The 26824-nt window shown below is 66.8% G+C and carries 24 protein-coding genes; 13 read left to right on the plus strand and 11 right to left on the minus strand.

All coding sequences use genetic code 11. From position 1 onward, the window contains the following. Positions 1-166: 166 nt before the first annotated feature. Positions 167-913, plus strand: coding sequence for a glycoside hydrolase family 25 protein (locus BLV94_RS28835; RefSeq protein WP_072945039.1), 747 nt, complete (start codon positions 167-169; stop codon positions 911-913). 16 nt (positions 914-929) lie between these two features. On the opposite strand, the gene BLV94_RS28840 is transcribed toward BLV94_RS28835, so the two are convergent. The 6 genes from BLV94_RS28840 to BLV94_RS28865 all read right to left on the minus strand — a co-directional run bounded on the left by BLV94_RS28840 (position 930) and on the right by BLV94_RS28865 (position 8589). Further along, complete coding sequence (locus BLV94_RS28840) at positions 930-2192, minus strand: hypothetical protein (RefSeq protein ID WP_072945041.1); 1263 nt, start codon at positions 2190-2192, stop codon at positions 930-932. 164 nt (positions 2193-2356) lie between these two features. Continuing rightward, positions 2357-3301 carry a 3-carboxyethylcatechol 2,3-dioxygenase gene (locus tag BLV94_RS28845; protein WP_072945043.1) on the minus strand — a complete coding sequence of 315 codons (945 nt, stop codon included), beginning with the start codon at positions 3299-3301 and terminating at the stop codon, positions 2357-2359. Positions 3302-3374: 73 nt separating this feature from the next. After that, the gene (locus BLV94_RS28850) at positions 3375-4244 is read right to left on the minus strand and encodes an alpha/beta fold hydrolase (RefSeq protein ID WP_072945045.1); all 870 of its coding nucleotides are present in this window, start codon (positions 4242-4244) and stop codon (positions 3375-3377) included. After that, the gene (locus tag BLV94_RS28855; protein WP_443096527.1) at positions 4241-6136 is read right to left on the minus strand and encodes an FAD-dependent monooxygenase; all 1896 of its coding nucleotides are present in this window, start codon (positions 6134-6136) and stop codon (positions 4241-4243) included. The genes BLV94_RS28850 and BLV94_RS28855 overlap by 4 nt, the downstream gene beginning before the upstream one ends. A 13-nt stretch (positions 6137-6149) precedes the next feature. Then, positions 6150-7496, minus strand: a complete 1347-nt coding sequence (locus BLV94_RS28860) for an MFS transporter (protein WP_083395695.1) — start codon at positions 7494-7496, stop codon at positions 6150-6152. Positions 7497-7863: 367 nt separating this feature from the next. Further along, entirely contained in the window at positions 7864-8589 is a 726-nt protein-coding gene (locus tag BLV94_RS28865) for a GntR family transcriptional regulator (protein ID WP_072945049.1), read from the minus strand. A 327-nt stretch (positions 8590-8916) separates the two neighbouring features. Between BLV94_RS28865 and BLV94_RS28870 the strand changes: the two genes are divergently transcribed. Beyond that, complete coding sequence (locus BLV94_RS28870; protein ID WP_072945116.1) at positions 8917-9534, plus strand: cysteine hydrolase family protein; 618 nt, start codon at positions 8917-8919, stop codon at positions 9532-9534. 99 nt (positions 9535-9633) lie between these two features. Then, positions 9634-10743, plus strand: coding sequence for an alcohol dehydrogenase catalytic domain-containing protein (locus BLV94_RS28875; protein ID WP_072945051.1), 1110 nt, complete (start codon positions 9634-9636; stop codon positions 10741-10743). An 11-nt stretch (positions 10744-10754) separates the two neighbouring features. Here the strand turns inward: BLV94_RS28875 and BLV94_RS28880 are convergent, their stop codons facing one another. After that, on the minus strand, positions 10755-11096 hold the full coding sequence (locus BLV94_RS28880; protein ID WP_072945053.1) for a nucleoside triphosphate pyrophosphohydrolase family protein: 342 nt from the start codon (positions 11094-11096) through the stop codon (positions 10755-10757). Between the two features lie 90 nt (positions 11097-11186). Further along, positions 11187-11966: a DUF899 family protein gene (locus tag BLV94_RS28885; RefSeq protein ID WP_072945055.1), complete on the minus strand. Its 780-nt coding sequence runs from the start codon at positions 11964-11966 to the stop codon at positions 11187-11189. Between the two features lie 426 nt (positions 11967-12392). Between BLV94_RS28885 and helR the strand changes: the two genes are divergently transcribed. From helR to BLV94_RS28900, 3 genes are all read left to right on the plus strand, one after another. Further along, on the plus strand, positions 12393-14555 hold the full coding sequence (gene helR, locus BLV94_RS28890) for an RNA polymerase recycling motor ATPase HelR (protein ID WP_072945057.1): 2163 nt from the start codon (positions 12393-12395) through the stop codon (positions 14553-14555). A gap of 100 nt (positions 14556-14655) precedes the next feature. Further along, complete coding sequence (locus BLV94_RS28895; protein ID WP_072945059.1) at positions 14656-15072, plus strand: hypothetical protein; 417 nt, start codon at positions 14656-14658, stop codon at positions 15070-15072. Positions 15073-15193: 121 nt separating this feature from the next. After that, the gene (locus tag BLV94_RS28900; protein ID WP_072945061.1) at positions 15194-15973 is read left to right on the plus strand and encodes a DUF899 domain-containing protein; all 780 of its coding nucleotides are present in this window, start codon (positions 15194-15196) and stop codon (positions 15971-15973) included. A 9-nt stretch (positions 15974-15982) separates the two neighbouring features. Here the strand turns inward: BLV94_RS28900 and BLV94_RS28905 are convergent, their stop codons facing one another. Together BLV94_RS28905 and BLV94_RS28910 are read right to left on the minus strand one after the other, a co-directional pair. Further along, entirely contained in the window at positions 15983-16405 is a 423-nt protein-coding gene (locus BLV94_RS28905) for a hypothetical protein (protein WP_072945063.1), read from the minus strand. A 51-nt stretch (positions 16406-16456) separates the two neighbouring features. Further along, positions 16457-17047, minus strand: coding sequence for a DUF2867 domain-containing protein (locus tag BLV94_RS28910; RefSeq protein ID WP_072945118.1), 591 nt, complete (start codon positions 17045-17047; stop codon positions 16457-16459). On the opposite strand from BLV94_RS28910, the gene BLV94_RS28915 reads away from it, so the two are divergent. The 6 genes from BLV94_RS28915 to gdhA all read left to right on the plus strand — a co-directional run bounded on the left by BLV94_RS28915 (position 17025) and on the right by gdhA (position 23983). Beyond that, positions 17025-17681 (plus strand): TetR/AcrR family transcriptional regulator, encoded by a 657-nt coding sequence (locus tag BLV94_RS28915; protein ID WP_072945065.1) that lies wholly within the window; start codon positions 17025-17027, stop codon positions 17679-17681. The two genes, BLV94_RS28910 and BLV94_RS28915, sit on opposite strands and share 23 nt — an antisense overlap. Positions 17682-17859: 178 nt before the next feature. After that, positions 17860-18834: a LysR family transcriptional regulator gene (locus BLV94_RS28920; RefSeq protein ID WP_072945066.1), complete on the plus strand. Its 975-nt coding sequence runs from the start codon at positions 17860-17862 to the stop codon at positions 18832-18834. A 236-nt stretch (positions 18835-19070) separates the two neighbouring features. Then, positions 19071-19787: an SDR family NAD(P)-dependent oxidoreductase gene (locus BLV94_RS28925; protein ID WP_072945068.1), complete on the plus strand. Its 717-nt coding sequence runs from the start codon at positions 19071-19073 to the stop codon at positions 19785-19787. A gap of 28 nt (positions 19788-19815) precedes the next feature. After that, the gene (locus BLV94_RS28930) at positions 19816-21111 is read left to right on the plus strand and encodes a flavin-containing monooxygenase (protein WP_072945070.1); all 1296 of its coding nucleotides are present in this window, start codon (positions 19816-19818) and stop codon (positions 21109-21111) included. A 64-nt stretch (positions 21112-21175) separates the two neighbouring features. Continuing rightward, entirely contained in the window at positions 21176-22573 is a 1398-nt protein-coding gene (locus tag BLV94_RS28935) for an MFS transporter (RefSeq protein WP_072945071.1), read from the plus strand. A 39-nt stretch (positions 22574-22612) separates the two neighbouring features. Next, the gene (gene gdhA / locus BLV94_RS28940; RefSeq protein WP_083395696.1) at positions 22613-23983 is read left to right on the plus strand and encodes an NADP-specific glutamate dehydrogenase; all 1371 of its coding nucleotides are present in this window, start codon (positions 22613-22615) and stop codon (positions 23981-23983) included. A 164-nt stretch (positions 23984-24147) separates the two neighbouring features. Here gdhA and BLV94_RS28945 read toward each other — a convergent pair whose 3' ends face one another. Next, positions 24148-25320, minus strand: a complete 1173-nt coding sequence (locus tag BLV94_RS28945) for an MFS transporter (protein ID WP_072945122.1) — start codon at positions 25318-25320, stop codon at positions 24148-24150. A 142-nt stretch (positions 25321-25462) separates the two neighbouring features. Between BLV94_RS28945 and BLV94_RS28950 the strand changes: the two genes are divergently transcribed. Beyond that, positions 25463-26824, plus strand: coding sequence for an amidase (locus BLV94_RS28950; protein ID WP_072945073.1), 1362 nt, complete (start codon positions 25463-25465; stop codon positions 26822-26824).

The raw sequence follows: 26824 nt of genomic DNA on the forward strand, positions 1-26824 counted from the left end.
TAGGTTTGGGTAACCTATGGATTTGACTAAGGAAGAGTCGCATAACCTACCGCGATGGTCAAATTTTCGGACAAAACAGACCGGGGGGATCGTTTCCCGTTCGCGTGTCCCGGCAACCCTCGTCATTGACCGGAACTGGGACGCCGCAACCACTACCCTCGGGCGCATGGCTATCGGGGTGAAGGTCCGAAGGTTCTCCAAGATCGCACCGCTACTGCTCGCCGGTGCACTCGCGGCCGCGGTGCCGGGGCATGCCGCAGCCGAACCCGTACGAGGTCCGGACGTGGCGTCGTGGCAACACCCTGGCGGGTCGCCGATCGACTGGTTCTCCGTCCGCAACGCAGGCCACGACTTCGCGATGGTCAAGGCCACCGAGAGCCTCAACTACGTCAATCCGTACTTCGTCCAGGACTGCCTCGCCATGCGCGTCGCCGGCGTCGCCCGCGGCGCCTACCACTACGCGGACCCCACCCAGTCTCCCGAAGCGCAGGCCGCCTTCTACTCGACCGTGGTCCTGGGTATCAACGGTCCGGGTGACATGCCCCCGGTCCTCGACATCGAGCACTCCGCCGGGCTGCCGCCCGCCGCGCTGATCGACTGGACGCACCGCTACCTCAACACGGTCCAATCGCTCACCGGCCGTCAGCCGATCATCTACACGTACCCGACCTTCTGGCGGACGGCGATGGCGAACACCAACGAGTTCGCCGGATACCCCCTGTGGATCGCCGACTACAACGGTCAGAACACGCCCGGTCCCCTCCCCGGCGGCTGGAGCAACTGGACGTTCTGGCAGTACACCAGCACCGGTCGCATCCCCGGCGTCAACGGCGACGTCGACCTCAACGTCTACAGCGGGGCGCAGGGCGACTTCGCGCGGTACTCCAACAGCGCGTCCCCCTTCGGTAGCTGACGGCCGACGGGCGCGATCAGCGGCAGGCCGGATTTCCGGGGAACGGGGTAACGCCCGCGCGGCAGCCGACGTCGGTCACGGCGGTCAGCCGCTCGACCGGTTCGCGGATCTCGAGCGCCGGCAGGAGGCCGTCGTTCAGGAGGGCGTTCTTCGTCGCGGGTGCCGTGGCGCGCGCATCCAGCGTTCCGCGTGCTCGCGCGAAGTTGACGAGTTCGTCGTACACCATCGACAACGCAGCCTCGGTCGTCTGGTCTTCCGGGTTCAGGCCGGCGAAGTCCACGCCCGTCTCGTATTCGTGGCGGACCGCGTGCGGACCCTGGTCGCAGGTGGGCTGATTCAGGTCGATGCGGAAGTCCTGCCCGGCAGGGCCCGGCGGGGTGATCGTGCCGGCGTCGGTGCACACGTGGTGCGAGATGCGGTCACCGAGAGCGTGAAGGTAGATGCCGGTCCGGGCGTTCCAGGAATTCTCGCCGATCCACGAGTCGAACTGTGACGACAGGACGTTATCGGTGATGACCTGCTGCCCGGTCATGTTGGTGAACGGGATGGCGGCCGGCGTCTCGAGGCTGTACGTGCCGTTGATCGGGACCGGGTTCGCGTCTCCGTAACACGTTGCGCCCGTGCCATAGTCGCCGTTAACGGAGAGATTCGTGAAACCTCCCGTGCACAACGGCGCGTTGCTTCCCGGACCGGCCATGGCCCACGTCCGCAGGTGCGTGAGCATGATCTCGTGCCGCGGATCGTCGACGTTCGGTTGTAACCCGTTGGGCAGCGGATCCGCCGGCCCGCGCAACGTGGGGAGGAAGTGGAAGAGGAACCCGCCGGTGTCGAAGTGCGTGCGCACCAGGCCGCTGATGTCCTTGGTGGTCAGCGCGTCGGCGCCGGGGGCAGGCCGGCCGAAGATGTCGCGTGGGACGAACGTGCCGAGGTCGGTCGCCTCGTCGTACGCCGCGATCCAGTACGCATCCTGTTCGGAGAAGCCGACAGTGCGGGCGATGATGTACGTCGAGTCCGAGTGCACGAGACTCCGTCCGCCGAGCGGGCGGCGCAACGTGAACCCGTAGCGGAGGAACGCCTCGGCGCCGCAGATCGGCGAGTTGGGATCGTCGAGTAGACATTCGGGGGGCAGTGGTGCGCAATTGTGCGGCGGGGCACCGTCCTCGGTGTAGCAAATATCCTCGGCAAATCCGTACACCGGTGGCGGTGACACGACGAAAGCGGCCGCGGTGAGCGTCATTGCCACGAGGGTTCCACCGGCTCTTCGAGCGAATCTTCTCATCGAGGTGCACCTTTCGGTGAGGACGAGTATTCCCACATTAACACCGGGGAATACGCGCGCGGACCGGATTCGACGCGGGGTCGACTCGTCGGCATCAGGCACCTGGTTCGTCATCCCGAGGCGGAGGTCATTCGTGTGCCCCTTTCTTCCAGGTGCGCCTCGGCCTATTCGTCGATGGAGACGGCGGTGGTGATGCCGAATCCGGCTATCCACTCGGGGATTTCGCGGTAGAAGGTCGAGGTGACGCGGTACTTCCCGGCGACGCTCATTGCCGCGTACGCGGCGATCCAGGTTCGCACTTCGTGGGAGGAGTGGCCCGCCTGCTCGACGAACGATTCATTAGTCCAGGAGTCGACCTGCTCGAGGTAGCCCGACGCGAGAACGTCGAGCAGTGTGCGATCCCATTGCGGGTTGAGAGGCGCAATGGTCGCCACGCCTGCAGCGAAGTCACGTCCGGCGTCGATGACCCGTTTCTCGCGGGCGTTGCGCTCGGCCTCGGTGGGGTTTCGCCCATCGATGAGCTTCTCCTTCACCTCCGCCGGGGCGGTGGCGAACTGCGGTACCGGCGGATCGTGGGACAGCCCACCGGATCCGACGAACAACACCCGTTTGTCCAGATTCGCCGCGGCCCGCCCGACGGCCTCGCCGAGCAACCGGACACGGCTGACCGGGCCGAGTGGTTCGGCGACGGAATTGATGAAGATCGGCACGGTCGGGACCGCGGTGATCGAGCCCACCAGCAGCTGCAGGGCTTGAGCAAAGCCGTGGTCGACGTGCATCCGTTCGGAGAACGCGACGTCGACACCGCTGGAGAGGACCTCCCGGGCGACCGTGTAGGCGGCGTCGCGGTCGACGTCCAGCGGCCCGGCTTCGGTGCCGTAATCGCCGACCGACTGGGCGGCGGCACCGATGCAGAACGGGGGCATCAGGTCGTAGTAGACCCCGTTGTAGTGGTCCGGGGCGAACATGACCACCAGGTCGGGGGCGAAGTGGGCGATGAAGGTGCGCGCATTCTCGAATGCGGTATCGACGTCGTCGATCACGGTTTGGGCGGGGTCGTTTCGTCCCATGAGGGGTGAATGCGACATCGTGCACAGCGCTACGGGCATCTGGGTTTCCTTCTGGTTCTCGCGCGGTCCGGCGGGGGCGTGAGGTGATCGGGGGCTATGCGGCCACGGTCGTTCAGGCGCGGTCGAGCAGAAAATCGAGGTGCAGCTGGTTGAACGTCTCTGCGTCCTCGTACTGGGGCCAGTGCCCGCAGTTCTCCATGATCGCGAGCTTCGCGCCGGGGATGTGGGAGGCGATCCGCTTGGCTTCGTCGACGGGACCGGAAGGGTCCTTGGTGGTCCACAGCACCAGCGCCGGCACCGTGATGCCCTCGAGTGTGGCGTCGGTGATCATGTTGCGCTTGCGGGTTTCCGGGTCCTGCAGGGCCATGTTCGCTTCGCAGGCCTCGAGCCAGTCCGGCTGTTGGAAGATCGCCTGCCGGGTGCGGATCAGGTCGTCGGTGACCATGGCCGGGTCGGCCATCAGCCACTCGAGCCGGGCTTGGACACGTTCCCAGCTCGGTTCCTTCGCCGCCTCCATGGACAGGGTGTAGAGGCGTTCCATCACCTTCGGGTTGGCCATGGTGCCGCCCATGGTGTTGAGGACGATTCGGCCGACTTTCTCCGGGTGATCGTGTGCGAATTGGGCGGTGACCCAGCCGCCGAGCGATTCCCCGGAGAGCGAGACCTTCTCCACGCCGATCGCGTCCATGAACTTCAGGACGTGGTCGATGTAGTGCTTGATCTCGAGGGGGTGGTCGGGCTTGCTGCTGTAGCCGTGCCCGATGAAGTCGATCGCCCATACCGAGAAGTGTTCGGCGTGCACGGCCAGGTTGCGTACGTACGCCTCGGCGTGGCCGGTGATGCCGTGCAGCAGGATCAGTGCCGGTTTGGAGGTGTCTCCGGCGTGTAGGTATCGGGTCCGGTAGGGGCCGGCTTGGATGAAGCCCTGGCGGAATTCGACCTGGTTCAGATCGTTCCAGACGCTGGTGTACGGGCGGGTCATCGGTCTACTCCCTCAGTTGTGGTGGCGGAGGCGGGTGCTGCGTCCGCGGGGGTGGTGTGCGGGACGGTGATCGGCACAGCCTGGGTGTTGTACTGCGGCTCCTGCGTGGCGCCCGAGGCCGGTTCGCTGCTGCCCGCCGAGCGAGCGAGGACCGCGGTGAGCGCGTCCTCGAGGCTCGTCAGCGCTTCGCTGTCGTCCCAGACCGGGGCGCTGTGCCGCCACGCGATGTACCCGTCTGGGCGGACGAGGAGGGCACCGGCCTCGTCGATGTCGTGGACCTGCCGCCAGTAGCCGTAGGGGTCGATGGTGCCAGGTTCACCGACGACCACGGTCCGCAGGAACGGCACGTCGAGTTTGGCGGCGGCACGCTTCCACGCCTGGCCCCCGATTCCGGTGAGCAGAGTCATCATTCCCTTCCCGGTGACATCGAGAGTGGAGATGCGGGTGCCGCCCTCGCCGACCAGCCATGCGTGCGGCAGCTTCGCGCCGGGCCTGGTGGTGGCCTGCAGATACAGCTGCCGGTCTCGTAACCACACCTCGTCGCCCGCCTCTGGATCGGGGACGACCGCGGAAGAGGTGTAGCGCTGGTTGAGTTCGACGCCGTGGGCGTTGAACTCGGTATTCTTCACCTCCAGCGCCTCGTACAGCTTCTCGCGCAGGGCGACCCCCTCGGGGGTGGGTTCCTTCAGCTTCGCCAGGCCGGCGGCGACCGGATCGTCGCTGTCTTGGTCGAACCACTCGCGCAGCCCGGCGTAGTCCTTGCGGGACTGGTTGGCGCGAGCGACGATCTGCTTGCCGACCGGGACCCGTTCGGGGGAATAGGACTCGAGCAGGCCCGGCCCGGCGTAACCCTTGACGACGAACGCGACCTTCCACGCCAGGTTGAACGCGTCCTGGATGGAGGTGTTCGATCCCAGCCCGCTGCTTGGGGGGTGCCGGTGCACGGCGTCGCCGCCGCACAGCACCCGGCCGGACTGGTAGTGCTCGGCGTACTGCTGGTTGACGTACCAGAAGGACCGCGACACGATCTCGACGTCCAGGTGCGGGTCACCGACGAGGGTTCGGATCTGTTCGAGGACGACGTCGTCGGAGACGTCGGGCCGCCCCTCGGCCATGTCGAATCCCCAGCCGGCGATCCACTGGTTCCACGGTGTGATCGCCCGCAGCAGGCCCATGCCGATCTCACCGAAACCGGCCTTCGAGTTGACGATCCAGTGCAGGATGCTGGGCCGGTGAGCGACGTACTTGCTCAGGTCGGCGTTGAAGAGGACGTAGGCGGTGCCGGCGCGGGCGAGTTCGCCGTGGAAGGGAAGTTCGATCTCCTCGGCTATCTTCGAGCGGGCGCCGTCGAATCCGAGCAGGAAGCGGGCCCGCTGGGTGAATTCGGTGCCCGCTCGGACGTCGCGGAACCGGACGGTCACCCCGTCCTCGTCCTGGGTGTGGTCGAGGTATTCGGTGTTGAAGCTGATGATCGCGCCGCGTTCGGCGGCGTTCTTGATCAGCACCGGTTCCATCAGCGGCTGGGGGATATCGAGCATCGTGCACGGGCTGCCGGACAGGTAGTCCCCGTAGCGGGTATCGCCGGTTCCCCAGGTCTGCATCCGGACGATTTCCCCGCCGGCCAGGCTCGTGGTGAACAGCGTGTCACCCATCTGGTCCCACGGTGTGGCGTATCTGCGGGCCTCGTCTTCGACGCCCAGGTCGCGGAGCACTTCGACGGCGCGCTGGTTGGTGATGTGCGCGCGCAGCGAGTTCGCCACCCAGGGGAACATCGAGACGGCGTGGACGCGCAGGCCATAGGTAGCCAGGGCGAGCGCCGCCGTGCCACCGGCGGGCCCGAGTCCGACGATCACGACGTCGGTGTCGTAGGAGGTTCGGTCGTGGTCACTCATGTCTGTCATCACTTCACTTGTCGAGGACACGTAGGTCCGTGGCCGTGTCCGGGGTTGAGACTGTGGTCGCCGCAGGGGTGGGCTGGGCGGAGCCGGCTTCGTCTCGAACGAGTTGGCGCGCGGCGCCTTTGCGGCCCCAGCCGCCGGGCAGCAGGATCACCGAGACCACCGAGATTGCCGAGACTGCCAGCAGGTAAACGACGATCGCGGTGCTGGACTTGGTGGAGGCATACAGGGCGGTGGCGATTGTCGGCGCGAACGCCGAGCCCACGACCTGGGAGAGGGTGTAGCCGATCGAGACACCGCTGTAGCGCACGTCCGCGTCGAAGACCATGGTGAACAGGGATCCGGTGACGCCGGCGGCGGGTGCCATCGCGATCCCGAAGACCAGTACCTGTGCGGCCATGAACAGCCAGGGGTTGCCGGTGTTGATCAGCGCGAACGCCGGCGCTATCGCCACCCCCATGGACACGGCCCCGAGCAGATACATCGTCTTGCGGCCGAAGGTGTCGGACAGCGCCCCGAAGACCGGGTAGAGGATGACGGCGACGAGGCCGGCGACGAACACCCCGGCGAGGGCGAAGGTGCGGCTGATTCCCGCGACGGTGGTGCCGTAGGAGACGAGGTAGGCCATGCAGATGTATGCGAACACGCCCTGGGACAGGTAGGTCCCCGCGATGAGCAGGATTTCCTTCCAGTGCTTGCGGAATGCTTCGGCGATCGGCATCCGCACCACCGCGCTCTGCGCCTTCACCTCTGCGAAGTCGGGGCTCTCGGTCAACGACAGCCGGATGAACAGCCCGATCACGATCAGTACGGCGCTGAGCAGGAACGGCAATCGCCAGCCCCAGCTGAGGAACTGCTCGTCCGGCAATTGGGAGACCGCGAAGAATGCCAGGGTCGCGACGCTGGTCCCGGCCGGGGCGCCCATCTGGGAAAAGGATCCGAAGAAGCCCTTCTTCGCGGTCGGGGCGTGCTCGACGGCCATCAGTGTGGCCCCACCCCACTCGCCGCCGACCGCGAAGCCCTGCACCAGGCGCAGCAGGGTCAGCAGGATCGGGGCGGCGATGCCGATCTGGGCGTAACCGGGCAGCAGTCCCATCAGGACGGTGGCCGAGCCCATTCCGACCAGGGAGATCACCAGCATCTGCTTGCGGCCGACTCGGTCACCGAAGTGACCGAAGACGATACCGCCGAGCGGGCGGGCGAGGAACCCGACCCCGAAGGTCGCGAAGGACAGCAAGATTCCGATTGCCGGGGACACGTCCGGGAAGAACAGCTTTGGGAACACCAGTGCGGCGGCGGTGCCGTAGATGAAGAAGTCGTAGTACTCGACCGTGGTGCCGATGAAACTGGCCATCGCGACTCGAAGCGGCGAGGTGGTTGCGGGCGTCGTCGAGGAGACGGAGGTGTTGCTCACGGTCGGGCTTCTCCGATCCGCGGGCCGAAACATGCTTCCGCCGCGTGGACCAACCTGCGCGAAGTGGTCGCCATGGCCGCTCCTTTCTCTGAGGGGAATGAAGGAAACATTCGCAACTGGAATGCTAGACGTCTAGAAGCGAAGCTACGCCGTCGTAGAAGGTGATGCAAGTCTCTCCATGTACAGGATGCGACCCGCGGTACTCACCCACGCGAAGCCCCGGTCGTCCGTTTCGCCCGGCAGCGGGCAGAGAAAAGGCCCGCCCCGTGCAACGCGTGGTTGCGAGGGCGGGCCGCTGCGGGGCGTCTCAGCCGGCCAAGTCGTCGGCTTCGTTGCGAATGACTGCGATGGTCCCCACGATGTGTCGTTCCATGGCTTTGCGGGCGGCCGCCTCGTCCTGATCCCGAATCGCCTCGATGATCGCGCGATGATCGTCCTGACGCTCGGGCAACGCGCTCGACAGCGGGTTCGTGGCCCCGGTGGTGTTGATCAGGAAGTCGGACATGTCCCACATCCGCTGGCTGGTTTCGGCCATGATCCGCGAATGCGCCATCGTGTGGATGGCGGCGTGGAATTCGCGATTGTGGATGCGGTAACCGTGAGCGCGCACGTCGGGGTCGTGGGAGGTGAGCAGTGCATCGATCCGGGATGAGATCAGGTCCAGCTCGATGAGCTGCGCGTCGGTCCGGCGGGCGGCGGCGACCGCCGCGATCGTTCCCTCGAAGCCCCCGAACAGGGTGAAGAAGTCCTCGACCTCACGCTGGGAGTAGGAGACGACCTCGCACCCGCTCTGGGGGAAGATGTAGACGAGCTTGTCGCTGGAGAGTCGGCGTAGCGCGTCCATGATGGGCTGCTTGCTGACCCCGAACTCCTGACGGATCGACTCGACGACGATCTTCTCCCCCGCCGCGTAGCGTCCTTCGAGCAGTCTGGTTTTGAGGATGTCGTACATGGTGGCCGAGAGCCGCGCGCCCGAGGTCCGGACATTCGCGATAAGGGCCGCAGCCCCCGGATCGGTGCTGGTGGTGCTCATACGTTCACGCTTTCGTCGGGCGCGTTGATCATGGAATCCCCTCGTCTGCGGCGCTCGCTACAATAACTTGCATTCTAGTACTTGTGGTCCGCATCACTGTGGGCTACTGTTGTCTGGAACGCTAGAATTCCAATTCTGGTGCGTGGCGTAATCGACCGGCGCAACGGTTGGGCGGCAGCCAACTGGGACCACAAGCGTGCGGTTCAATGCCATTCCGCTTCAACGGAATTGCTCACCGTTCAACACATCATCGCAGGCCGCGACATCAACAACATCGGCTACTGCGTCCTCGCCGTGCCCGGCCACCTCACAGTCAGGAGCTTCTTCATGGAACTCGATCCCCGAACCACCGCCGCCATGGCCGTTCACTGCCAGGGCGATGTCATCGGCCCCACTGGCGCCTTCGTGGACTTTTTCTATCAGCAGGTGACCGAACGCCGCGTCATCGATCAGGTCTCCGCTGTCCTCGGCGCGGTACGCGAGGCCGGTGGCACTGTCGTCTACACCCGGGTCGCGTGGAAGCCGGACTTCTCCGACCTCGACGTCAACTCACCGCTGCTGGGTATCGTTGCCCAATCCGGCTGCCTCAAAGAGGGCAGCGAACTGGCCGAGATCGTCGAACCGTTGAAGCCGCACGGAGACGACACCGTGCTCACTCACCAACGGATCGGAGCCTTCGCCGGAACCGACCTCGACACCATCCTCCGCGACAAGGGCATCACCACGCTCCTGTTCGCCGGTGTCGCCACCAACGCCTCCGTCGAGGGAACTGCCCGCGTTGCAAGTGATCTCGGATACCGAGTCGTAATCGTCGAGGACGCGTGCTCGGCGGCCACTCCCGAGGCGCACGAAGCGAGCATCAATTCACTCGGACTGCTGGCCGAGATCGCGACCGCCGACGCCATCCGGACCGCCCTGACCGCATCGGTCGGCACCACCGCCTGATCCCACCCGAACCGAACCCCTTTGCCCGCACCACTACTCCGTGTTCTCTCCACCGCGCAACCCAGCCAGAAGAACAACCCCACTGAGGAGTTTCCTTTCATGAAGTCGACCATGCGCGTCGCCCGCCTCCACGAGATCAACCAGCCGATGAAGATCGAGGAACTCCCGACCCCCGAACCGCGGGCGACCGACGTGCTGATTCAGGTCAAGGCCTGCAACGTCGTACCGAACCTGAGCAACGTGCTCGCCACCTACAGCGAATGGTTCCCGTACCTGCCGCTACCGAAGCTTCCCGCAATCTTCGGCCTCGACTCCGCCGGTGTCGTCGCGGCAGTCGGCAGTCACGTCACCGACGTCGCCGTCGGCGACCGCGTCTACGTCAATCCCGGCATCGGCTGCGGGGGCTGTCGCGCCTGCAGGCAGGGCCACGACCAGAACTGCGACAAATACACCTTCATGGGCTACTTCTCCTTCGGGTCCGACGGCCAGACGATCTTCGACGCGTACCCCTATGGCGGACTCGGCGAGTATCTGACTGCGCCGCAACGCAACCTGGTGAAACTGCCCGACTCCGTCACCTTCGAGGAAGGCGCCCGATTCGGATACCTCGGTACCGGATACTCGGCTCTCCGAAAGGCCGGAGCCGGACCGGGCTCGACAGTCCTGATCGACGGCATCTCCGGGACCCTGGGATTGGGCACCTGCCTGAGCGCCCTCGCGCTCGGTACGAGCCGAATCTTCGGTACCGGTCGCAATGCCGATCTCCTTGCGGACGTCCGTGCGATCGCCCCAGACCGCATACACGTGCTGCCCGCCGGCGAGGGGGATCTGCGCAGCTGGGTGCGTGAGCACAACAATGGTGACGGCGTTGACATCGTCATCGACTCACTCGGTCCCGGAGCACCGGCCGAATCATTCCTGGACGCGATCACCGCCCTGCGCCGCGGCGGGGTGGCGGTCGACATCGGTGGAATGATGGAACGCCCACCGCTGGATATGTTCTCGCTGATGTGCCAGCAGATCAGTGTCCTCGGAAGCCTGTGGTTCTCCACCGCCGAAGCCCAGGACATGGCCGACCTCGCCGGCGCCGGTATCCTCGACCTGTCGGTATTCGAACATCACAGCTTCCCGCTCGACAAGATCAACGAAGCACTCGCAGACCTCCCAGCCAGGCACGGGGGCTTCACCAACTTCATCAGCGTTCCCTGACCCGCCGGCGTTCAGTCGCGGGCGCTGATGCGATCGACGGCCGTTCCACGTTCCGCCCACACCAGCCATTTGTCGTTCACTGCACTCGTCAGGTCGATGTCGTGAAAGCGGGCGAGCAGCAAGGTCTGGCAGAACACGTCGGCGACTTCGTGCCGGAAAGCCTCGTCCAGTTCTTCCGGTGATCGTCCTTTCTCCCGTGCCTGGCCTGTCATCATCAGAAAAGCCTGGGTCAGCTCGCCGACCTCTTCCTGCAACTTCAGAAGGAACCACGTTGCATCACGCTCGATGTCGAACCTCGCGGCATATACCTGTGAGACGTGCTCGACGTCGTCGGAGAGTTGGGTCAGATCCACGTTCTCAGTGGATCAAGTGTTCGAGTTCGCGTCGAGAGTTCCGCTTGCCGTGATCGATACCGTCGCTCGGACTGCTCGGTCCAGCGCGCGTCAGTGGTGGCCGTTCCGGCCGAGGGTCTCGACGGGGGTCGCGCCGGGGCGGGTCCACTGCGGCACGGGACGGCTGGTCGGGCCCCAGGTGGCGTTCCCGTCCGCGTCCGAACGCCAGGACCAGCACGCGTTCCTGCCCTCGGGCCAGCCCTCGGGGTTGTCTTCCCACGCCTCGCCGCGGCCGTAGGGCGTCATGTCGAGCAGGCCGAGGGAGCTGTTGATCCGCTCGTTGCCGCGGCCCGTCGTGGAGTAGGTGAGGAACACGCGGTCGCCGTCCCGCAGGTAGGACGTGAGGGAACCCATGCTGTCGCCGACCGGCGCGTCCAGGTCGCGCACCGAATACCACGGTTCGGTGTAGCCCATGAACTCGACGTAGGGGGCCACCTCGTCCCACCGGCCCGTGGTCAGGACGGCGTACGAGACGCCGCGGGCGTTGAGGTACGCGGCGTCTTTCACGTGCCACGCCGTGGTGGTGCAGCCTTCGCACTGCCCCTGGTGGGGCGCGCCGTCGTGCCACATGTGCTTGTAGACGACGAGTTCGTCGCGGCCCTGGAACAGGTCCAGGAACGGTACCGGGCCGCCCGGTCCGACGACCTCGACGGTCCCGTCGAACTCCACCATCGGCAGCCGGCGCCGGGCCGCGGCGAGGGCGTCGCCCTCACGGGTGTAGGCCTTCTCGCGGACCATGAGTTCGTCGCGGGCGGCCTGCCAGGTGGCTCGGTCGACGACGGGCGGACGTCCGGGCAGCGCGGCGGTCGGGTCGTTCGGCGTGGTCGTCATGGTGTCCTCCGTGGTGTCTCGTGCCGGGCAGCGTCGTGCGGCGTCCCAAGGCGGTCACCAGTACGGACTCGCGATCCGGCCGAAACTCATCGCGACGCTGACGAACATCGTCAAATGTACTGACGGTCCACCTGATTCGACTTCCGAACGCGAGTATGCGCGTCTCGAATATTCGGGCGGACCTTGCCCGCGTCGAATCGACGGGGGTTTACTGCGCAAAGGGGTTTGACGGTCCGAATCGGACGAGGGGAGGAATGAGTGCAACTCTCTTCCACTTTCAATATATAGCGCACCCCGGGGCTTGCGGCAAGGCCCGGGTGGTGTCGCAGAATTACCGGCCTGACCCGGAACCTGCCGAAATGGGAGTCGTGAGTGCGCGCCGAAAATCTGAATCCACAACACCCACGACAGATCGGAGTTGTTGACGTGAGACCCCTTACTGCCGGCGCTTTCGACCTTCCCGACCACCTCGCACCCAAGGCCGACCCGGCGCTGATCGCCGGCGACGAGCGGCACTTCGCGGCGATCGAGGAGAGCCTCGAGCAGTCCATCGCCGATCTGTCCCGCCGCATCGATTCCGAGCGCAAGGCGCCCCGGCGCCTCGGTCAGGAGGCGATGGAGCGGGACATGATGGTTCACGACCTGAGCGCTCAGCTGCGCGCCCTGCGCCGATTCGGCCTGGACCTGTGCCTCGGGCACATCGTCGGTGCCGACGACTCCGAGCCCGTGTACATCGGACGCCTCGGCCTCATGGACAGCGCGGGCAATCAGCTGCTGGTCGACTGGCGGTCCCCCGCGGCCGAGCCGTTTTTCGGCGCGACCCACGCCAACCCGATGGGCCTGGCCAGCCGACGCAGATACCGCTGGACCCGCGGCCGGATCAGCGACTACTGGGACGAGGTCTTCACCCCGGACGGGTTCGACGGGAACGCCGCGCTCGACGACCAGTCCGCGTTCATCGCCAGCCTGGGCAGCAACCGGTCGGCCCGGATGCGTGACGTGCTGGGCACCATCGCGGCCGATCAGGACGCCATCATCCGCGCGGGATCCGGCGGCGCCCTCGTCGTCGACGGCGGTCCGGGTACGGGCAAGACCGTCGTCGCGCTGCACCGCGCCGCGTACCTGCTGTACTCCGATCCCCGGCTCCGTCACGGCGTGCTGTTCGTCGGCCCGCACGAGCCCTACCTGGCGTATGTCGCCGACGTGCTGCCCAGTCTCGGAGAGGAGGGCGTGCAGCTCTGCACGCTGCGGGACCTCGTCACCGAGGGTGCCACCGCCCGGGTCGAGCAGGATCCGGAGGTGGCGCGGCTGAAGTCGTCGGCAGATCTGGTGAAGGCGATCGACGCGGCCGTGAAGTTCTACGAGGAGCCGCCTGCCAAGGGCATGACGGTCGCGACCGACTGGTCCGACATCTGGCTGAGCGCCGAAGACTGGGCCGAGGCGTTCGAAGCGCCGGAGCCCGGTACCCCGCACAACGAAGCGCGCGAACAGATCTGGGAGCTGCTGCTCACGATCCTGGTGGACAAGTACGACGGCGACGCTCCCGCGGCCCAGATTCGGAAGTCGTTGCTGCAGAACGACGAACTGCGCGCAACCCTCGACAACGCGTGGACGATGATCGAGGCCGCCGATCTCGTCGGCGACCTGTGGTCGGTGCCCGCCTACCTGCGCAAGTGCGCGCCCTGGCTCAGCCCCGGCGAGGTTCGGGCACTGCAGCGCGCGGACGCCCAGAATTGGGCGGTGTCCGATCTGCCGCTCCTCGACGCGGCACGGCAGCGGCTCGGGGACCCGGAGGCGTCGCTCCGGCAGCGCCGGTACAACGCCACCGTCGCCGCCGAACGCGCCCGGATGAGCACCGTCGTCGACGATCTGATCGCGGCCGATGACTCCGAGTTGCTCGTGATGTCGATGCTGCGCGGCCAGGACCTGCAGCAGTCCCTGGTCGACGAGACCGCTCTGCCGAGTGCCGACCCCGATCTGCTGGCGGGACCGTTCGCGCACGTCGTGGTGGACGAGGCCCAGGAACTCACGGACGCGGAGTGGCAGATGTTGCTGCTGCGCTGCCCGTCCCGCAGCTTCACCATCGTCGGCGACCGGGCCCAGGCCCGGCACGGGTTCACCGAGTCGTGGCGGGAACGTCTCGAGCGGATCGGGGTGGACCGGATCGACCTGGCCGCGCTGAGCATCAACTACCGGACACCGGAAGAGGTGATGGCGGAAGCCGAACCGGTGATCCGGGCCGCGCTCCCGGACGCCAATGTGCCGACCTCCATCCGCAGCAGCGGCATTCCTGTCGTCCACGGCCCGGTTTCGGATCTGCGCTCGATCCTGGACACCTGGCTGGCGTCGAACTCTGACGGGATCGCCTGCGTCATAGGCGATCCGACGTTCCAGGCAACCTCGCGCATCCGGTCGCTGTCGCCGCAGCTGTCGAAGGGGCTCGAGTTCGACCTCGTCGTTCTCGTCGACCCGGAGTCGTTCGGCGAGGGCATCGAGGGTGCCGTCGACCGCTACGTCGCCATGACCCGGGCCACCCAGCGACTCGTCATCCTCACGAGCTCCTGGCGTCGCCGCGGTGGTTTCGTTTAGAGAAGCGAACCACCAGTGACAATCCCGAGGCCGCCGACAAGGATGAGAACCAACCGGTCGTGTTCGAAGGCGGGCAATTCTGGGAAGTGGGAGTGGAGAAATGGCTGACTACAACAGCGTTGTTTCGTTGTCCCGTGAGGAATTCGAGCAGTCGGGGCCGAGCCAGGCGGAACTTGACGACGAAACCAAGTCGACGAAATCCGATGCAGTCGACATAGCGAAGATGGAGCGGCTCCTGGACTTGCGGCCGGGCATGCTCGCCGGTGACGAGTACTACCTCGAAAGACTGTCCTGTCAAAGTTGCGGACGGCTGCTGACCATGTACGACTTCGTCTTCACCGGCCTGGTGGACGCGAGCCACTCGAAGTCGCTCATCGTGCATACGTTCGTCGGAAACAAATTGGTGGTGAACGAGCCGCGGCGCATCAGGTGTTCGGCGTGTGGTGAAATCGCTCGGCACAGTCCTTGGTACCGGATGCCACAAAGTTACGGGTGTAGACCGGCCCATTTCGAATAGGACCCGCGCGAGTTCGCGTCGACGCGAATTATTCGTGAGGCGAGGTAGCGCGCGCGGTCGGGGAGCCATCGCAGAGAGTCTCTTGCGAGGATTACAGGTGCCCTTCGAGAGGAGACGAACGATGACAGCGTCCGATCCACAGGTCACCACCCGCGAGCAATGGCTCGTCGCGCGGCGCGAGTTACTTGCACAGGAGAAGGAGCTGACCCGCCACCGCGACCGGGTCAACGCCGCCAGGCGTGCGCTACCGATGGTCGAGATCACCGAGAATTACGAGTTCGACGGTCCCGGGGGCAGGGCCCGGCTCGTCGACCTGTTCGACGGCCGCGGCCAACTCCTGATCTACCACTTCATGTTCGAACCCGACGCCGACGAGGGATGCCCGTCCTGCACGTTCACGATGGACAACGTCGGCGACCTCCACCACCTCTACGCCCGGGACACCTCGTTCGCGGCCGTGTCCCGCGCACCCCTGCACAAGCTCGAGCAGTACCGGCAGCGCATGGGCTGGACCATCCCCTGGTACTCCTCGCTCGGGAGCAACTTCAACTACGACTTCCATGTGACTATCGACGCGTCGGTCGCGCCGGTCGAATACAACTACAAGGACGAGGCGGAACTCGAGCGCATGGACCCGGCGTGGAAGGGCTGGTCGGGCGAGGAGCACGGCGTCAGTGCCTTCCTCCGCCAGGGTGAGCGCGTCTTCCACACCTACTCCGGCTACGCGCGCTCCACCGACATGCTCGTCGGCACCTATCACTGGCTCGACCTCACCGCGCGCGGTCGTCAGGAGGACTGGGAACCGGAACCGCGCCGCGGCGACGACCCGTTCATGAGCTGGCTGCGCCGCCATGACGAATACGAACCGGACGCGATTTCAGGAGAGAAGACCCCCGACTGACCGCGCGATCTACATCAGTTCGTAGCCCGTCGCCTGCAGCTCCAGATAGTCGCGCACCAGCAGGTGAGAACCGGGCGTGGACACTGCCGTCCACGGAATGTGCTTGGGCAGTTGCAGTGCCAGCGATTCGGGTACCGCTTCGCGGCACCTGATGCCCGCCCGGGTTCGCGGCGTCAGCGAGTTCCACCACGAGTCGAGGACGCACCGGCATTGGGCGAGGTACTCCGAGAGCGGCCCCTGGAGCATCGCCATCTGCGGAACCGGATCGGGTCCACCGGTGATGCCCACGACGCACGCGTGCCCGCACACGGCCATCACCTGCCCGATGAACTGCGGCGGCATGATGCCTTCGGGGTCTCGCAGCAGGGCGAGGCGCGCGCCGGCGGAGAGCGCTTCATACGCCGTCACGGGGTCGATGGCCTCGTCACCCATGCCACGAAGGTACCCGGCTGGGGCCGTCTCCTATCGGGAACAGTGATTTGTTCACCTCGCGGCGTAGTCACGCCAGGCGCGTTCCCATTGCCGGGTCAGGGCCGGGTAGACGAGGAGATGCCGGAACGGTGCGATGGCGGCCATGTAGAGCCGCCCGAACCGGCCGTTGGGTTTGACGAGGACGGTCATCTGGAGCCCGTAGTCGCCGTCCGCTGCTTGCACCCAGCCGAGATGCATCACGGTGTGAACGGTGGTGTTCGCCAGTTCGCGGGCGGCCTCCGTGTCGAGTTCGTACACCGCTGTGAGCGGCATGCCTGCGTCGTCGGGGCCGCGGGGAGCGTCGCGGAGGTCGTCGGGCAGGCGGTCGCGGAGCGAGGCGACCCGTTCGCCGACGCCCGCCGACGGATCGTCCCAGCCGAACAGTTCGCCGAGCTTCCACCGGACGGCGAACAGGAATCTCACGACCCGGGGCTGTTTCCCGAGTCCGCCCTGGGCCCGCATCGCGGCGAGCATTGTGGGGAAGTCGTCCGGACCGGCTCCCGGAGTGCGATACGACCACACGTCCTCGACGTCGAAGTCGCTCGTGAATTCGTGGATGCGCCAGGGCTGCTCGGTGTAGGTGGCCTCTGCTATTCGTAGCACTGTCGTCCCCGATCTATACGGTACCGTATATTTCATCTATACGGTACCGTACAAATTGACCGCGATCAATGGAGGTGGACCGATTCCCGCCGTCGCCCGCACCACACGAGCCCGCTGGATAGAGGCCGGGCTCGACGCCCTCGCGCGCGGCGGACCGGACGCCGTCCGCGTCGAGGCACTCGCCGCCGAACTCGGCGTCACGAAGGGCGGGTTCTACGGCTACTTCGACGGCCGTCCCGCGTTGCTCACGGAGATGCTCGACGAGTGGGAGCGCCGCTGCACCAAGGCCGTCATCGCCCAGGCCGACGCCGAAGGCGGCGACGCGGCCGAGCGGATCCGGCGCGTGGGTCAACTCACCTACTCGGAGGACCTGCACCGGATCGACCTCGCGATCCGGGCCTGGGCGCACCACGACCGGTCCGTCGCGGCACGCCTGCAGCGCATCGACAACGAGCGGATGCAGTTCCTGCGCACGATGTTCGGCACCTTCGTCACCGACCCCGACGAGATCGAGGCGCGCAGCACCCTGATGTTCGGGCTCGCCATCGGCCGCCACTTCATCGTCGCCGACCACCCCGGGTACACCAAACGCGAAGCCATCCGGCTCGCCGGAGAATTCCTCTTACGCCCGTAACCGGGAACACGCGGCTCGATCACGGTCATTGCACATTCCTTCTCGACGTTCCGTATCGGTGGTTCCGGAGCGCGTCGAAGGTGTTGCGATGGTGTCGATTCAGCGCGTCGGCGCCGGCCGGTGTGCGGCATACTGGGACTCCAGACCAAGGAAGCTCCTATCGAGAAGGTTTCTGCCGATGTCCGAAGGGCCGACTCTGCGTCAGCTGCGGTACTTCCTGCGCTCGGTGGAGGCCGGATCCTTCTCGGCCGCAGCCGCGGCCGAGCACGTGGCCCAGCCGAGCCTGTCCGAGCAGATCCGACGGCTCGAGCGCAACATCGGCGCGCAATTGTTCACGAGGACGAACCGGACGCTACAGCTGACCGACGTCGGCCGAATGATCATTCCGCTGGCCCGGCAGACCGTGCGCAGTGCCGACGACCTCGCGGCCACCGCCCGCGAGGCCCGCACGCTGACTGGCGGCGAGGTCTCGTTCGGCACGTTCAGTAGCGCGCACCGTTACCTCCTCACACCGCTGATCACGGAGTTCCGGTCGCTGCACCCCCAGGTCAAGGTCAAGATCGTCGGGTTGAACTCGTCCGAGGTGGCGAACGCGGTCCGCAACGGCGATCTCGAGGCGGGACTCGTCCAGCTGCCGATCGACGAGACCCGCCTCGCCGTGAGCGACCCCGTTCTGGTGGACGAGGTGGTGTACGTGAGCGCCGACGCGAATCGAACGGGGCAGCCGATCTCCATCGAGGATCTGTCCCGGGCGACGCTCATCCTGTCGGAGGCCCGGTGGCAGGCCGACGACCCGCTTCGCCGCAGTATCGCGGCACGCGCCGAGGCGGCGTCGGTGGACGTGGCGCCGACCATCGAGGTCGAGTTCCAGTCGGCGGCCATGGAGCTTGCCGCCGACGGAATCGGTGACACCCTCGTCTCCTATCTCGTCGCCCGGTCGCACGAGAGCGCGAACAAGGTGACGTGGGTTGCGCTCGACCCGCCCTACGAGGAGCGTTTCGCGTTCGTCACCCACGCGAGCGGGAGCCTGTCCCCGGCGACCCGGCAGTTCATGTCCCTGGCCCACCGTCACATCTCCGCTCTGCAGAGTGTGGCCTCGGGGTGGAGCGGCCGACGGCCCACCCGGACGGCGGCGAACGAGAACGGGCGCTGAGACCGCCGCCCCTCCGCCCGTCGTGGCATCGCTGTGACACATCCCGCTCCCCGCGAAATACGGCAGTAACCTCGCCGATTCCAACGCTCAACATTCGCCGGTATCTATAGGTAAAACCTAGAACTGGCGCTGTGACTATGCCGTTTACGAGCCCCCAGGCGTCGCACAGACTGGGGAAACAGCAAGTCTAGTGTGGGCTGGAACACACCGGCGAAAGTCGATCGAAGGAGTTCACGATGGCAGGCCTGGGCGAAGTGAAGACAGCGGTCGTCACCGGTGCGGCGAGCGGGATGGGACAGAGCACGGCGGCCGCTCTGGTGAAGGAGGGGTGGGACGTCCTCGCCCTCGACCGCGTCGCGACGGAGTTCGAGGCGCCCGGTGCGACGGTGCGGACCGTCGAGGTCGACGTGACGTCGCGGGAGGCCGTCGGCCGCGCGATCGCCGATCACCTCGCGGACGGATCGAGGTCCCTGGAGCTGGTAGCCAACATTGCCGGCATCTACCCGCCCAGCACCCTCGAAAACTTCACCGAGGACCTGTACCGCACGGTGTTCGACGTCAACGTCCTCGGCGTGCTCAACGTCGCGGCCGAGGCGGTGACGCACATGCAGCGCGGCGCGATCGTCAACTTCGCGTCCGTCGACGCCTTCACGGTCTCGCCGGGACAGATGCTCTACGGCGCCTCGAAGGCAGCGGTGGTGATGATTACCAAGGAACTCGCACTGGAGCTGGCGCCGAAGGGAATTCGCGTCAACGCCATCGCGCCCGGCTGGGTCAACACACCCGGCAACGCGGCAACCGGCCGGATGGCCGCCGCGGCCGCAGGCATTCCGCTGGGCCGGGTGGCCGAACCCGAGGAAATCGCCCGCTGGGTGTCCATCCTCGCCGGCCCCGACGCCGCGTTCATGACCGGCGAAACCATCGTCCTCTCCGGCGGCGATGTCATCCGCTGACGTCCGATCCCTCTTCGAAAGGAACACCATGACTTCCTACTGTGTCATCGGCGCCGGCGCGGCCGGACTCTCGGCCCTGAACGTGCTGACCGAGCGTGGCTACCAGGTCGACTGTTACGAGAAGAGTGATCGCGTCGGCGGCCACTGGAACACCGACTACGACGCCCTGCACCTGATCACCTCCCGCGACATGACCCACTTCGAGGGCTTTCCGATGCCCGCGGAGTACCCGCACTTCCCGCGGCGCGACCAGATCCGCGACTACATCGCCTCCTACGCCCGTGCCCGGGGGCACGACAAGCGGATCTCGTTCGACACCGAGGTCCTGTCGGTCACCCCCGTGGACACCGACGGCCCCACCGGATCGGCGGGGTGGAACGTCACGACCACCAGCGGCGCCGGCACCTACGACGGCGTGCTGATCGCCAACGGACACCTGTGGGACCCCAAGGTGCCCCACGTTCCGGGCACCTTCGCGGGCAAGCAGATTCATTCCGGCAGCTACCGGAACGTCGGGGATATCGAAGGCAACCGTGTGCTCGTCGTGGGGGCCGGCAACTCCGGCTGCGACCTCGCCGTCGACGTCGCCCAGCACCGTCTCGAAGCCGACATCGTGGTGCGGCACGGTTCGTACTTCCAGCCGAAGATGTACTTCGGCCGCCCGCGCCAGGAACTGCCGTTCATGGCCGAGTTCTCACCCTCCGAACAGGACCTGATCGCCCGGTTGCTCGCCCGGGTGTCGATCGGCGAGAACGCCGACTACCCCGGGCTGCCGGTTCCGAAGCACCGCACGCTCGCGGACGGTGCCACCGTCGTCAACGACCTTCTGCTGTACTGGATCCACCACGGCCGGGTCGGCGTCGTCGGCCACGACATCTCCCGATTCGACGGCAACACCGTCCACTTCGCGGACGGATCGGCGAGGGAGTACGACACCATCCTGTGGGCCACCGGGTTCCACCCGAGCGTGCCGTTCGTCGACGACGCCCTCATCGCCCGCCGCAACCAGCGACCGCTGCGCTACGCCGGCGGCATCATCCCGCAGGGCCTCGAAAAGCTGTACTACATCGGAATGGCCGCGCCGCGCGGCCCGCAGATCCCCGTCTACGGCCGGCAGTCCGAGATCGCCGAACGCATGATCACCCTGCACGAGCAGGCCGGGCCGGGTGGCGCCGACGTCGCCGCCTACGTCGCGCGACTGCAGGAGGCCGAAGACCGCATCGACATCCCCCGCGACATCTGGAACGACCAGATCGCCGACACCGAACGGCTTCTCGACGCCTACGCCGCGACAGTCGGCGACGCCGCCCGCATCGGCAAGTGACCGTCGCGACCGCGCATCCCGACGCTGTGCCAACCCCCTGACCTCCCCTCCCCGAGGACACACCATGACCACTCATCTCATCGACGACAGTCCGCTGACGCGATACCACAAGAAGCTGATCGTCGCGTGTTCCGGTGGCCCGTTCCTGGACGGCTACCTACTCAGTATCGTCGGCGTCGCCCTCGCGGGTGCGAGCGCCGACCTCGACCTGGACGCGAGCACGCTCGGATTCGCCGGCGCGGTCTCGCTTGTCGGATTGTTCTTCGGAAGCTTGATCTTCGGCCCCGTCACCGACCGGATCGGCCGGCGGGTGATGTACACCGCCGACCTGCTGGTGATGATCCTCGCCTCCGTGGCCTGCCTGTGGATCGAAACCGGGTGGCAGCTCATCGCCCTGCGGTTCGTCATCGGCGCAGCGGTGGGTGCCGACTATCCGATCGCGACATCTCTTCTGACCGAGTGGATTCCGAAGAAGTCCCGCGGCGCGATCATCGGCCTGCTGTCGGTGGTCTGGTTGGTCGGTGCGGTGGTCGCCTACCTCGTCGGCTTCGCGCTGACGAGCGTGTACGGACCGGAGTCGTGGCGGTGGATGCTGGCGAGCGGCGCCGTGTTCGGCGTCATCGTCCTGCTCCTGCGCATGGGTGCCCACGAGTCGCCCCGATGGCTGGTTGCGAAGGGCCGACTCGAGGAGGCGCGCGAACACGTGTCGGACGTGCTCGGCCGCAATGTCACCCTCGAGGAGATCGCGACCCTGGCCGCCGACGAAGATTCCCCCGGCCCGGGCCGGTTCACCGAACTGCTGCGTGGCGACTACCTGCGACGCGTCGTATTCTGCGGACTGTTCTGGATGTGCTTCGCGATCCCGCAGTTCGCGCTGTTCACCTACGGTCCGATCATTCTCTCGCACATGGGTTTCAGTGGAAACGGTGCCTCGGAAACTCTCGGCCAGATCATCCTGAATCTGGGCTTCGTTCTCGGTGCACTTCCCGGGATGCGATGGGTCGAGACGCGGGGACGGCGGCCCCTGATCCTCGGTAGCTTCTTCTTCGGCGCCCTCGCGCTCGTGCCGTTGGGCGTGTGGCCCGGTGCCCCCTCCTGGTTCGTCATGGTGTTCTTCTTCCTGTTCACCCTGATCAACAGCGCCGGAAACATCCTGGTGTTCATCTACCCGAACGAGTTGTTCCCCACCCAGATCCGTGCCAGCGCGGTCGGGCTGGCGACCGCGATCAGTCGCGTCGGTGCAGCGGCCGGGACCTTCCTGGTGCCGGTGTCGCTGGACACGCTGGGCACCGGCACCACCATGCTCATCGGAGCCGCAATCACCCTCCTCGGCTTCGTCATCAGCTTCTTCTGGGCCGAGGAGACCCGCAACCAGTCGCTGGCCTCGGCGGCGCAGACCACCGCGACCCCTGCGGACCTCCCCACCGGCACCACCCTCACCGGCCCGAACGGCGCCTCGTAGAACCCGACCCCCTATCGACACTTCGTTGCGGAGGAAGCAATGACACTCCTGGACACCGACACTCTCCCTTCCACCGATCACGTTTCAGTGGTTCTCCGTAGCGTTCGTCATCGCAGCCCCGGGGAATCGGTCTTCCATCAGGCGGTGGAGGAAGTCCTCGCCGCCCTCGGACCGGTCCTGGACCGGCATCCCGAGTACGTCGAGGCGCGGATCCTCGAACGGCTCTGCGAACCCGAACGCCAGGTGATGTTCCGCGTTCCGTGGGTCGACGACACCGGACAGGTACAGGTCAACCGCGGATACCGGGTCGAATTCAACAGCGCCCTCGGGCCGTTCAAGGGTGGACTCCGCTTCCACCCGACCGTCGACCTCGGAGTCATCCGGTTCCTCGGCTTCGAGCAGATCTTCAAGAACGCCTTGACCGGGCAGGGCATCGGCGCCGGTAAGGGTGGCAGCGACTTCGACCCGGCCGGGTGCAGCGACGCCGAGATCATGCGGTTCTGCCAGTCGTTCGTCACCGAGCTCTACCGCCACCTGGGCGAGCACACCGACGTGCCGGCCGGCGACATCGGCGTCGGTGTCCGGGAACTCGGCTACATGTTCGGACAGTACAAGCGCATCGTGAACCGTTTCGAAGCCGGCGTGCTCACCGGGAAGGGCGTCGGGTGGGCCGGATCCCATGCGCGGACCGAAGCCACCGGGTACGGGGCCGTGTACTTCCTGCGCGAGATGCTGGCCACCCGCGGCGGGACGCTCGAAGGCCGCCGCGCGGTGGTCTCGGGTTCGGGCAACGTGGCGATCTACGCGATCGAGAAGGCCCATGCACTCGGGGCCACCGTGATCGCCTGCTCCGATTCGGGCGGCTTCCTCGTCGACGACGCCGGCATCGATGTGGACCTGCTCAAGGACGTCAAGGAGGTCCGCCGGGCCCGGCTGTCCGCGTATGCCGCCGAACGCCGGTCCGCCACCTACGTCACGACCGGTTCCGTCTTCGACCTGCCCTGCGACGTCGCCCTCCCGTGCGCCACCCAGAACGAACTCGGCGAACAGCACGCAACGGCTTTGATCCGCAACGGAGTTCAGGCCGTCTCCGAGGGTGCGAACATGCCGTGCACCCCGGGGGCGGTCGCACTGTTCCGCGACGCCGGCGTCCTCTTCGGTCCCGGCAAGGCGGCGAACGCCGGGGGTGTGGCCACCTCCGCCCTGGAGATGCAGCAGAACGCCGCCCGGACGTCGTGGACGTGGGCGGAAACCGAGAGCCGCCTCGAAAACATCATGCGGGACATCCACGATCACACCCGGGCCACCGCAGCCACCTACACCGACGACGCAGACAATTACGTCGCCGGCGCCGCCATCGGCGGATTCATCCGTGTCGCCGACGCCATGCTCGCGCAAGGAGTCGTGTGATCCGTCCCCGACCCCACCACCGAAAGGACTTTTCGTGCCTACCTCCGGCAATGGAATTTCCCACCGTCTCACGAACCGCGTCGCACTCGTCACCGGCGCTGCTTCCCGTCCGGTCGCGCTAACCCCAGGTGAGTGGCAAAGCGTGCCCGGGCACACTTTGCCACTCACGTGGGGGTGAGGTGCGGATCCTTCGCCTTGCGGCCCACCGCCACGGACAGCAGCATCAGCAGCGCCGCCCCCGCGAAACACGCGGCGTAGCCGACGTGCGGGGCGAGGAGTGAGATGACGAACGGGACGGCGAAGCCGACGTAGATCAGGCAGTAGAACACCGCCACGGTCTGCGCGAGTTCGTCTTCCGGCGACAGCTTCTCGACGGATGCGAGACCGGACCCGAGCAGGATCCCGTAGCAGGATCCGAGAAGGAAGGCCGCGACGACGATCGCGACCACCGGCAGCGCACCGTGCGTATACGCGACGACGGTCGCGGCCCCGAAACCCAGCACCCCGAGCACGATGCCGACCCGGATCCCGGTGGCGTCGTCCTGCTGCGACCACCGTTTGGCCCACGGCTGGATCACCGCCCCGGTGATCAGGGTCAGTGCCGCGACGAGACCGGTGAACGCCACCGAGGTGGAGCGCAGTGACTCGGACACGAGCGGCGGAAGCGTCGCGAACGACACGGTCGCCACCCCGAACACCCACGGCGCCCAGGGCGCGATGCCCCACCGGAACCGGGAGGTCGCGAGCGCCGACAGGGGCTTGGCGACGAGGTCCGTCGCGCGGACCCGCGCATCGGGCACCGACCACACCAGTGCCAGGGCGCCGACCATCAACACGATGTGCACCAGATACGGGAGCAGTTCCGGCGCGGGGAGCCACTGCGCGATCACGCCGGCGAACAGCGCTCCGCAGCCGAATCCCGCGGACAGCGACATGGCGGCGCGGCGCGCACCCGCCCCGGCCGGCGACGTGGAGCTGAGTTCCTTCATCCAGGCGGTGCCGGCGCCGAACGCCATGCCGGAGGCGAGTCCGGCCAGCACCCGTCCCAGATAGAGCAGGTCGGGGACGGCGGCTCCCGCGATCAGGACTAGGGAGGAGACGATGCCGACGGGGATCATCGGACGGATCACCGCGCGCCGGCCGAACCGGTCGGACACGCGCCCGAAGTACAGCAGCGCAGGGATCAGACCAACGACATACGACGCGAGCATCGCGGTGAACGAACCGCTCCCGAGACCGAGATGCTCGCGGTAGACCAGCTGCATCGGGGCGAACTGGTTGGCTCCCCAGCTGACCGCGAACAGCGCGACGGCAAGGCGGACCCAGGGCGAGAGCATCATCCGATCCTCCCAGAGCCGGTAGCGCGGCGAAGTATCAACTCTTCACAGGTCGGGCTCCGCATTCCTGTGGACACTGGCCGTGTGCGGCGGGTCCGGGGATGTCTAGCGTCGACCCCTGAGCACGAGCCGAGGAGGACATGTGTGGGGTAACGACGGCAGCTGGGTCGGCTCGGACGCGCGGACGATCGCCCGCGCCGTCACGAGCCGGGAGGTGTCCGCGAGCGAGGTGCTCGACGACCACCTGGCGCACATCAAGGCGCGGAACCCGGAGCTGAACGCCGTCGTCACCGTCGCCGAGGACCAGGCGATCCGGGCCGCCGACGACCTCGACAGCCGGATCGGCCGAGGTGAGGACGTCGGTCCGCTGGCCGGGGTGCCGTTCACGGTGAAGGACCTGATCGCGACCGCGGGTGTCCGGACGACGGCGGGATCGCGCGCGCTCGAGCACAACGTGCCTTCTGTCGACGCCCCCGCGGTGGCCGCGATGAGGGCGGCCGGCGCGATCCTCGTCGGGAAGACGAACACCCCGGAGTTCGGGGCCAGCGGCCTCACGCACAACGACCTGTTCGGGTACACCGTGAACCCACTCCGGCCCGACGGCGTACCCCGCTCACCCGGCGGGTCGAGCGGTGGTGAGGCGGCGGCGATCGCGTCCGGGATGAGCGTGGTCGGCCTCGGCACCGACTTCGGCGGTTCGGTGCGCTGGCCCGCGCACTGCACAGGACTGCGCTCCGTCCGCCCGACCGTCGGTCGGGTCGACCCCGACGGCCAGTATCCCGGTGTCCCGTCGGGCGATCACCTGCTGACCAATCCGGCGACCATGCACGGCACGCTGCAGACGATCGGTCCGATGGCGCGGACGCTGGACGACGCGGCCCTCGTGCTGCGGGTGCTCTCGTCCCGGCAATATCGGTGGACCGACCCGGGCACGGTGGACCTCCCACGTCTCGACGTCACGTGGGCACCCGGTGAGGGGACCGTCCCGGTGGACGAGGAGATCGTCGCGGCCGTCGCCGGTGTCGCCCGGCAACTCGGTGCCCGCCCGTATCGGGGTGCGGCGCTGGCGGAGGGGAACGACCTGTTCGGGACGTTGCGGTCCGTCGAAACTCACACCGACATCGAAGAACTCGGCACCGGCTTCGGGGCGAACATCACCGCGATGCTCGCCGACGGGCGGGACGTGGACCGCCGGTCGGTCGAGCGGCTGTGGGCGCGGCGATCGGAACTGGTGCACCGGTTGCTCGGCGAGATGGGGGACGTCCTCGTCCTTCCCGTCGCCTCGATTCCGGCGCCGCCGCTCGGCGAAGAACTGTTCGACGTCGGTGGGCAGTCGCTCACGTGGGCTCAGGCCCTGGCGAGTTGCCGCGCGATCAGTGTGACGGGTCTGCCATCCGTCGTCGTTCCGGTGGGAATCACGAAGTCGGGGTTGCCGATCGGCGTGCAGGTCGTCGCGCGGCCGTGGTGCGAGCACGTCGCGCTGGCCGTGGCCGCCCGGTTGTGA

The organism is Rhodococcus koreensis, from assembly GCF_900105905.1.
Taxonomy (GTDB): Bacteria; Actinomycetota; Actinomycetes; order Mycobacteriales; family Mycobacteriaceae; genus Rhodococcus_F; species Rhodococcus_F koreensis.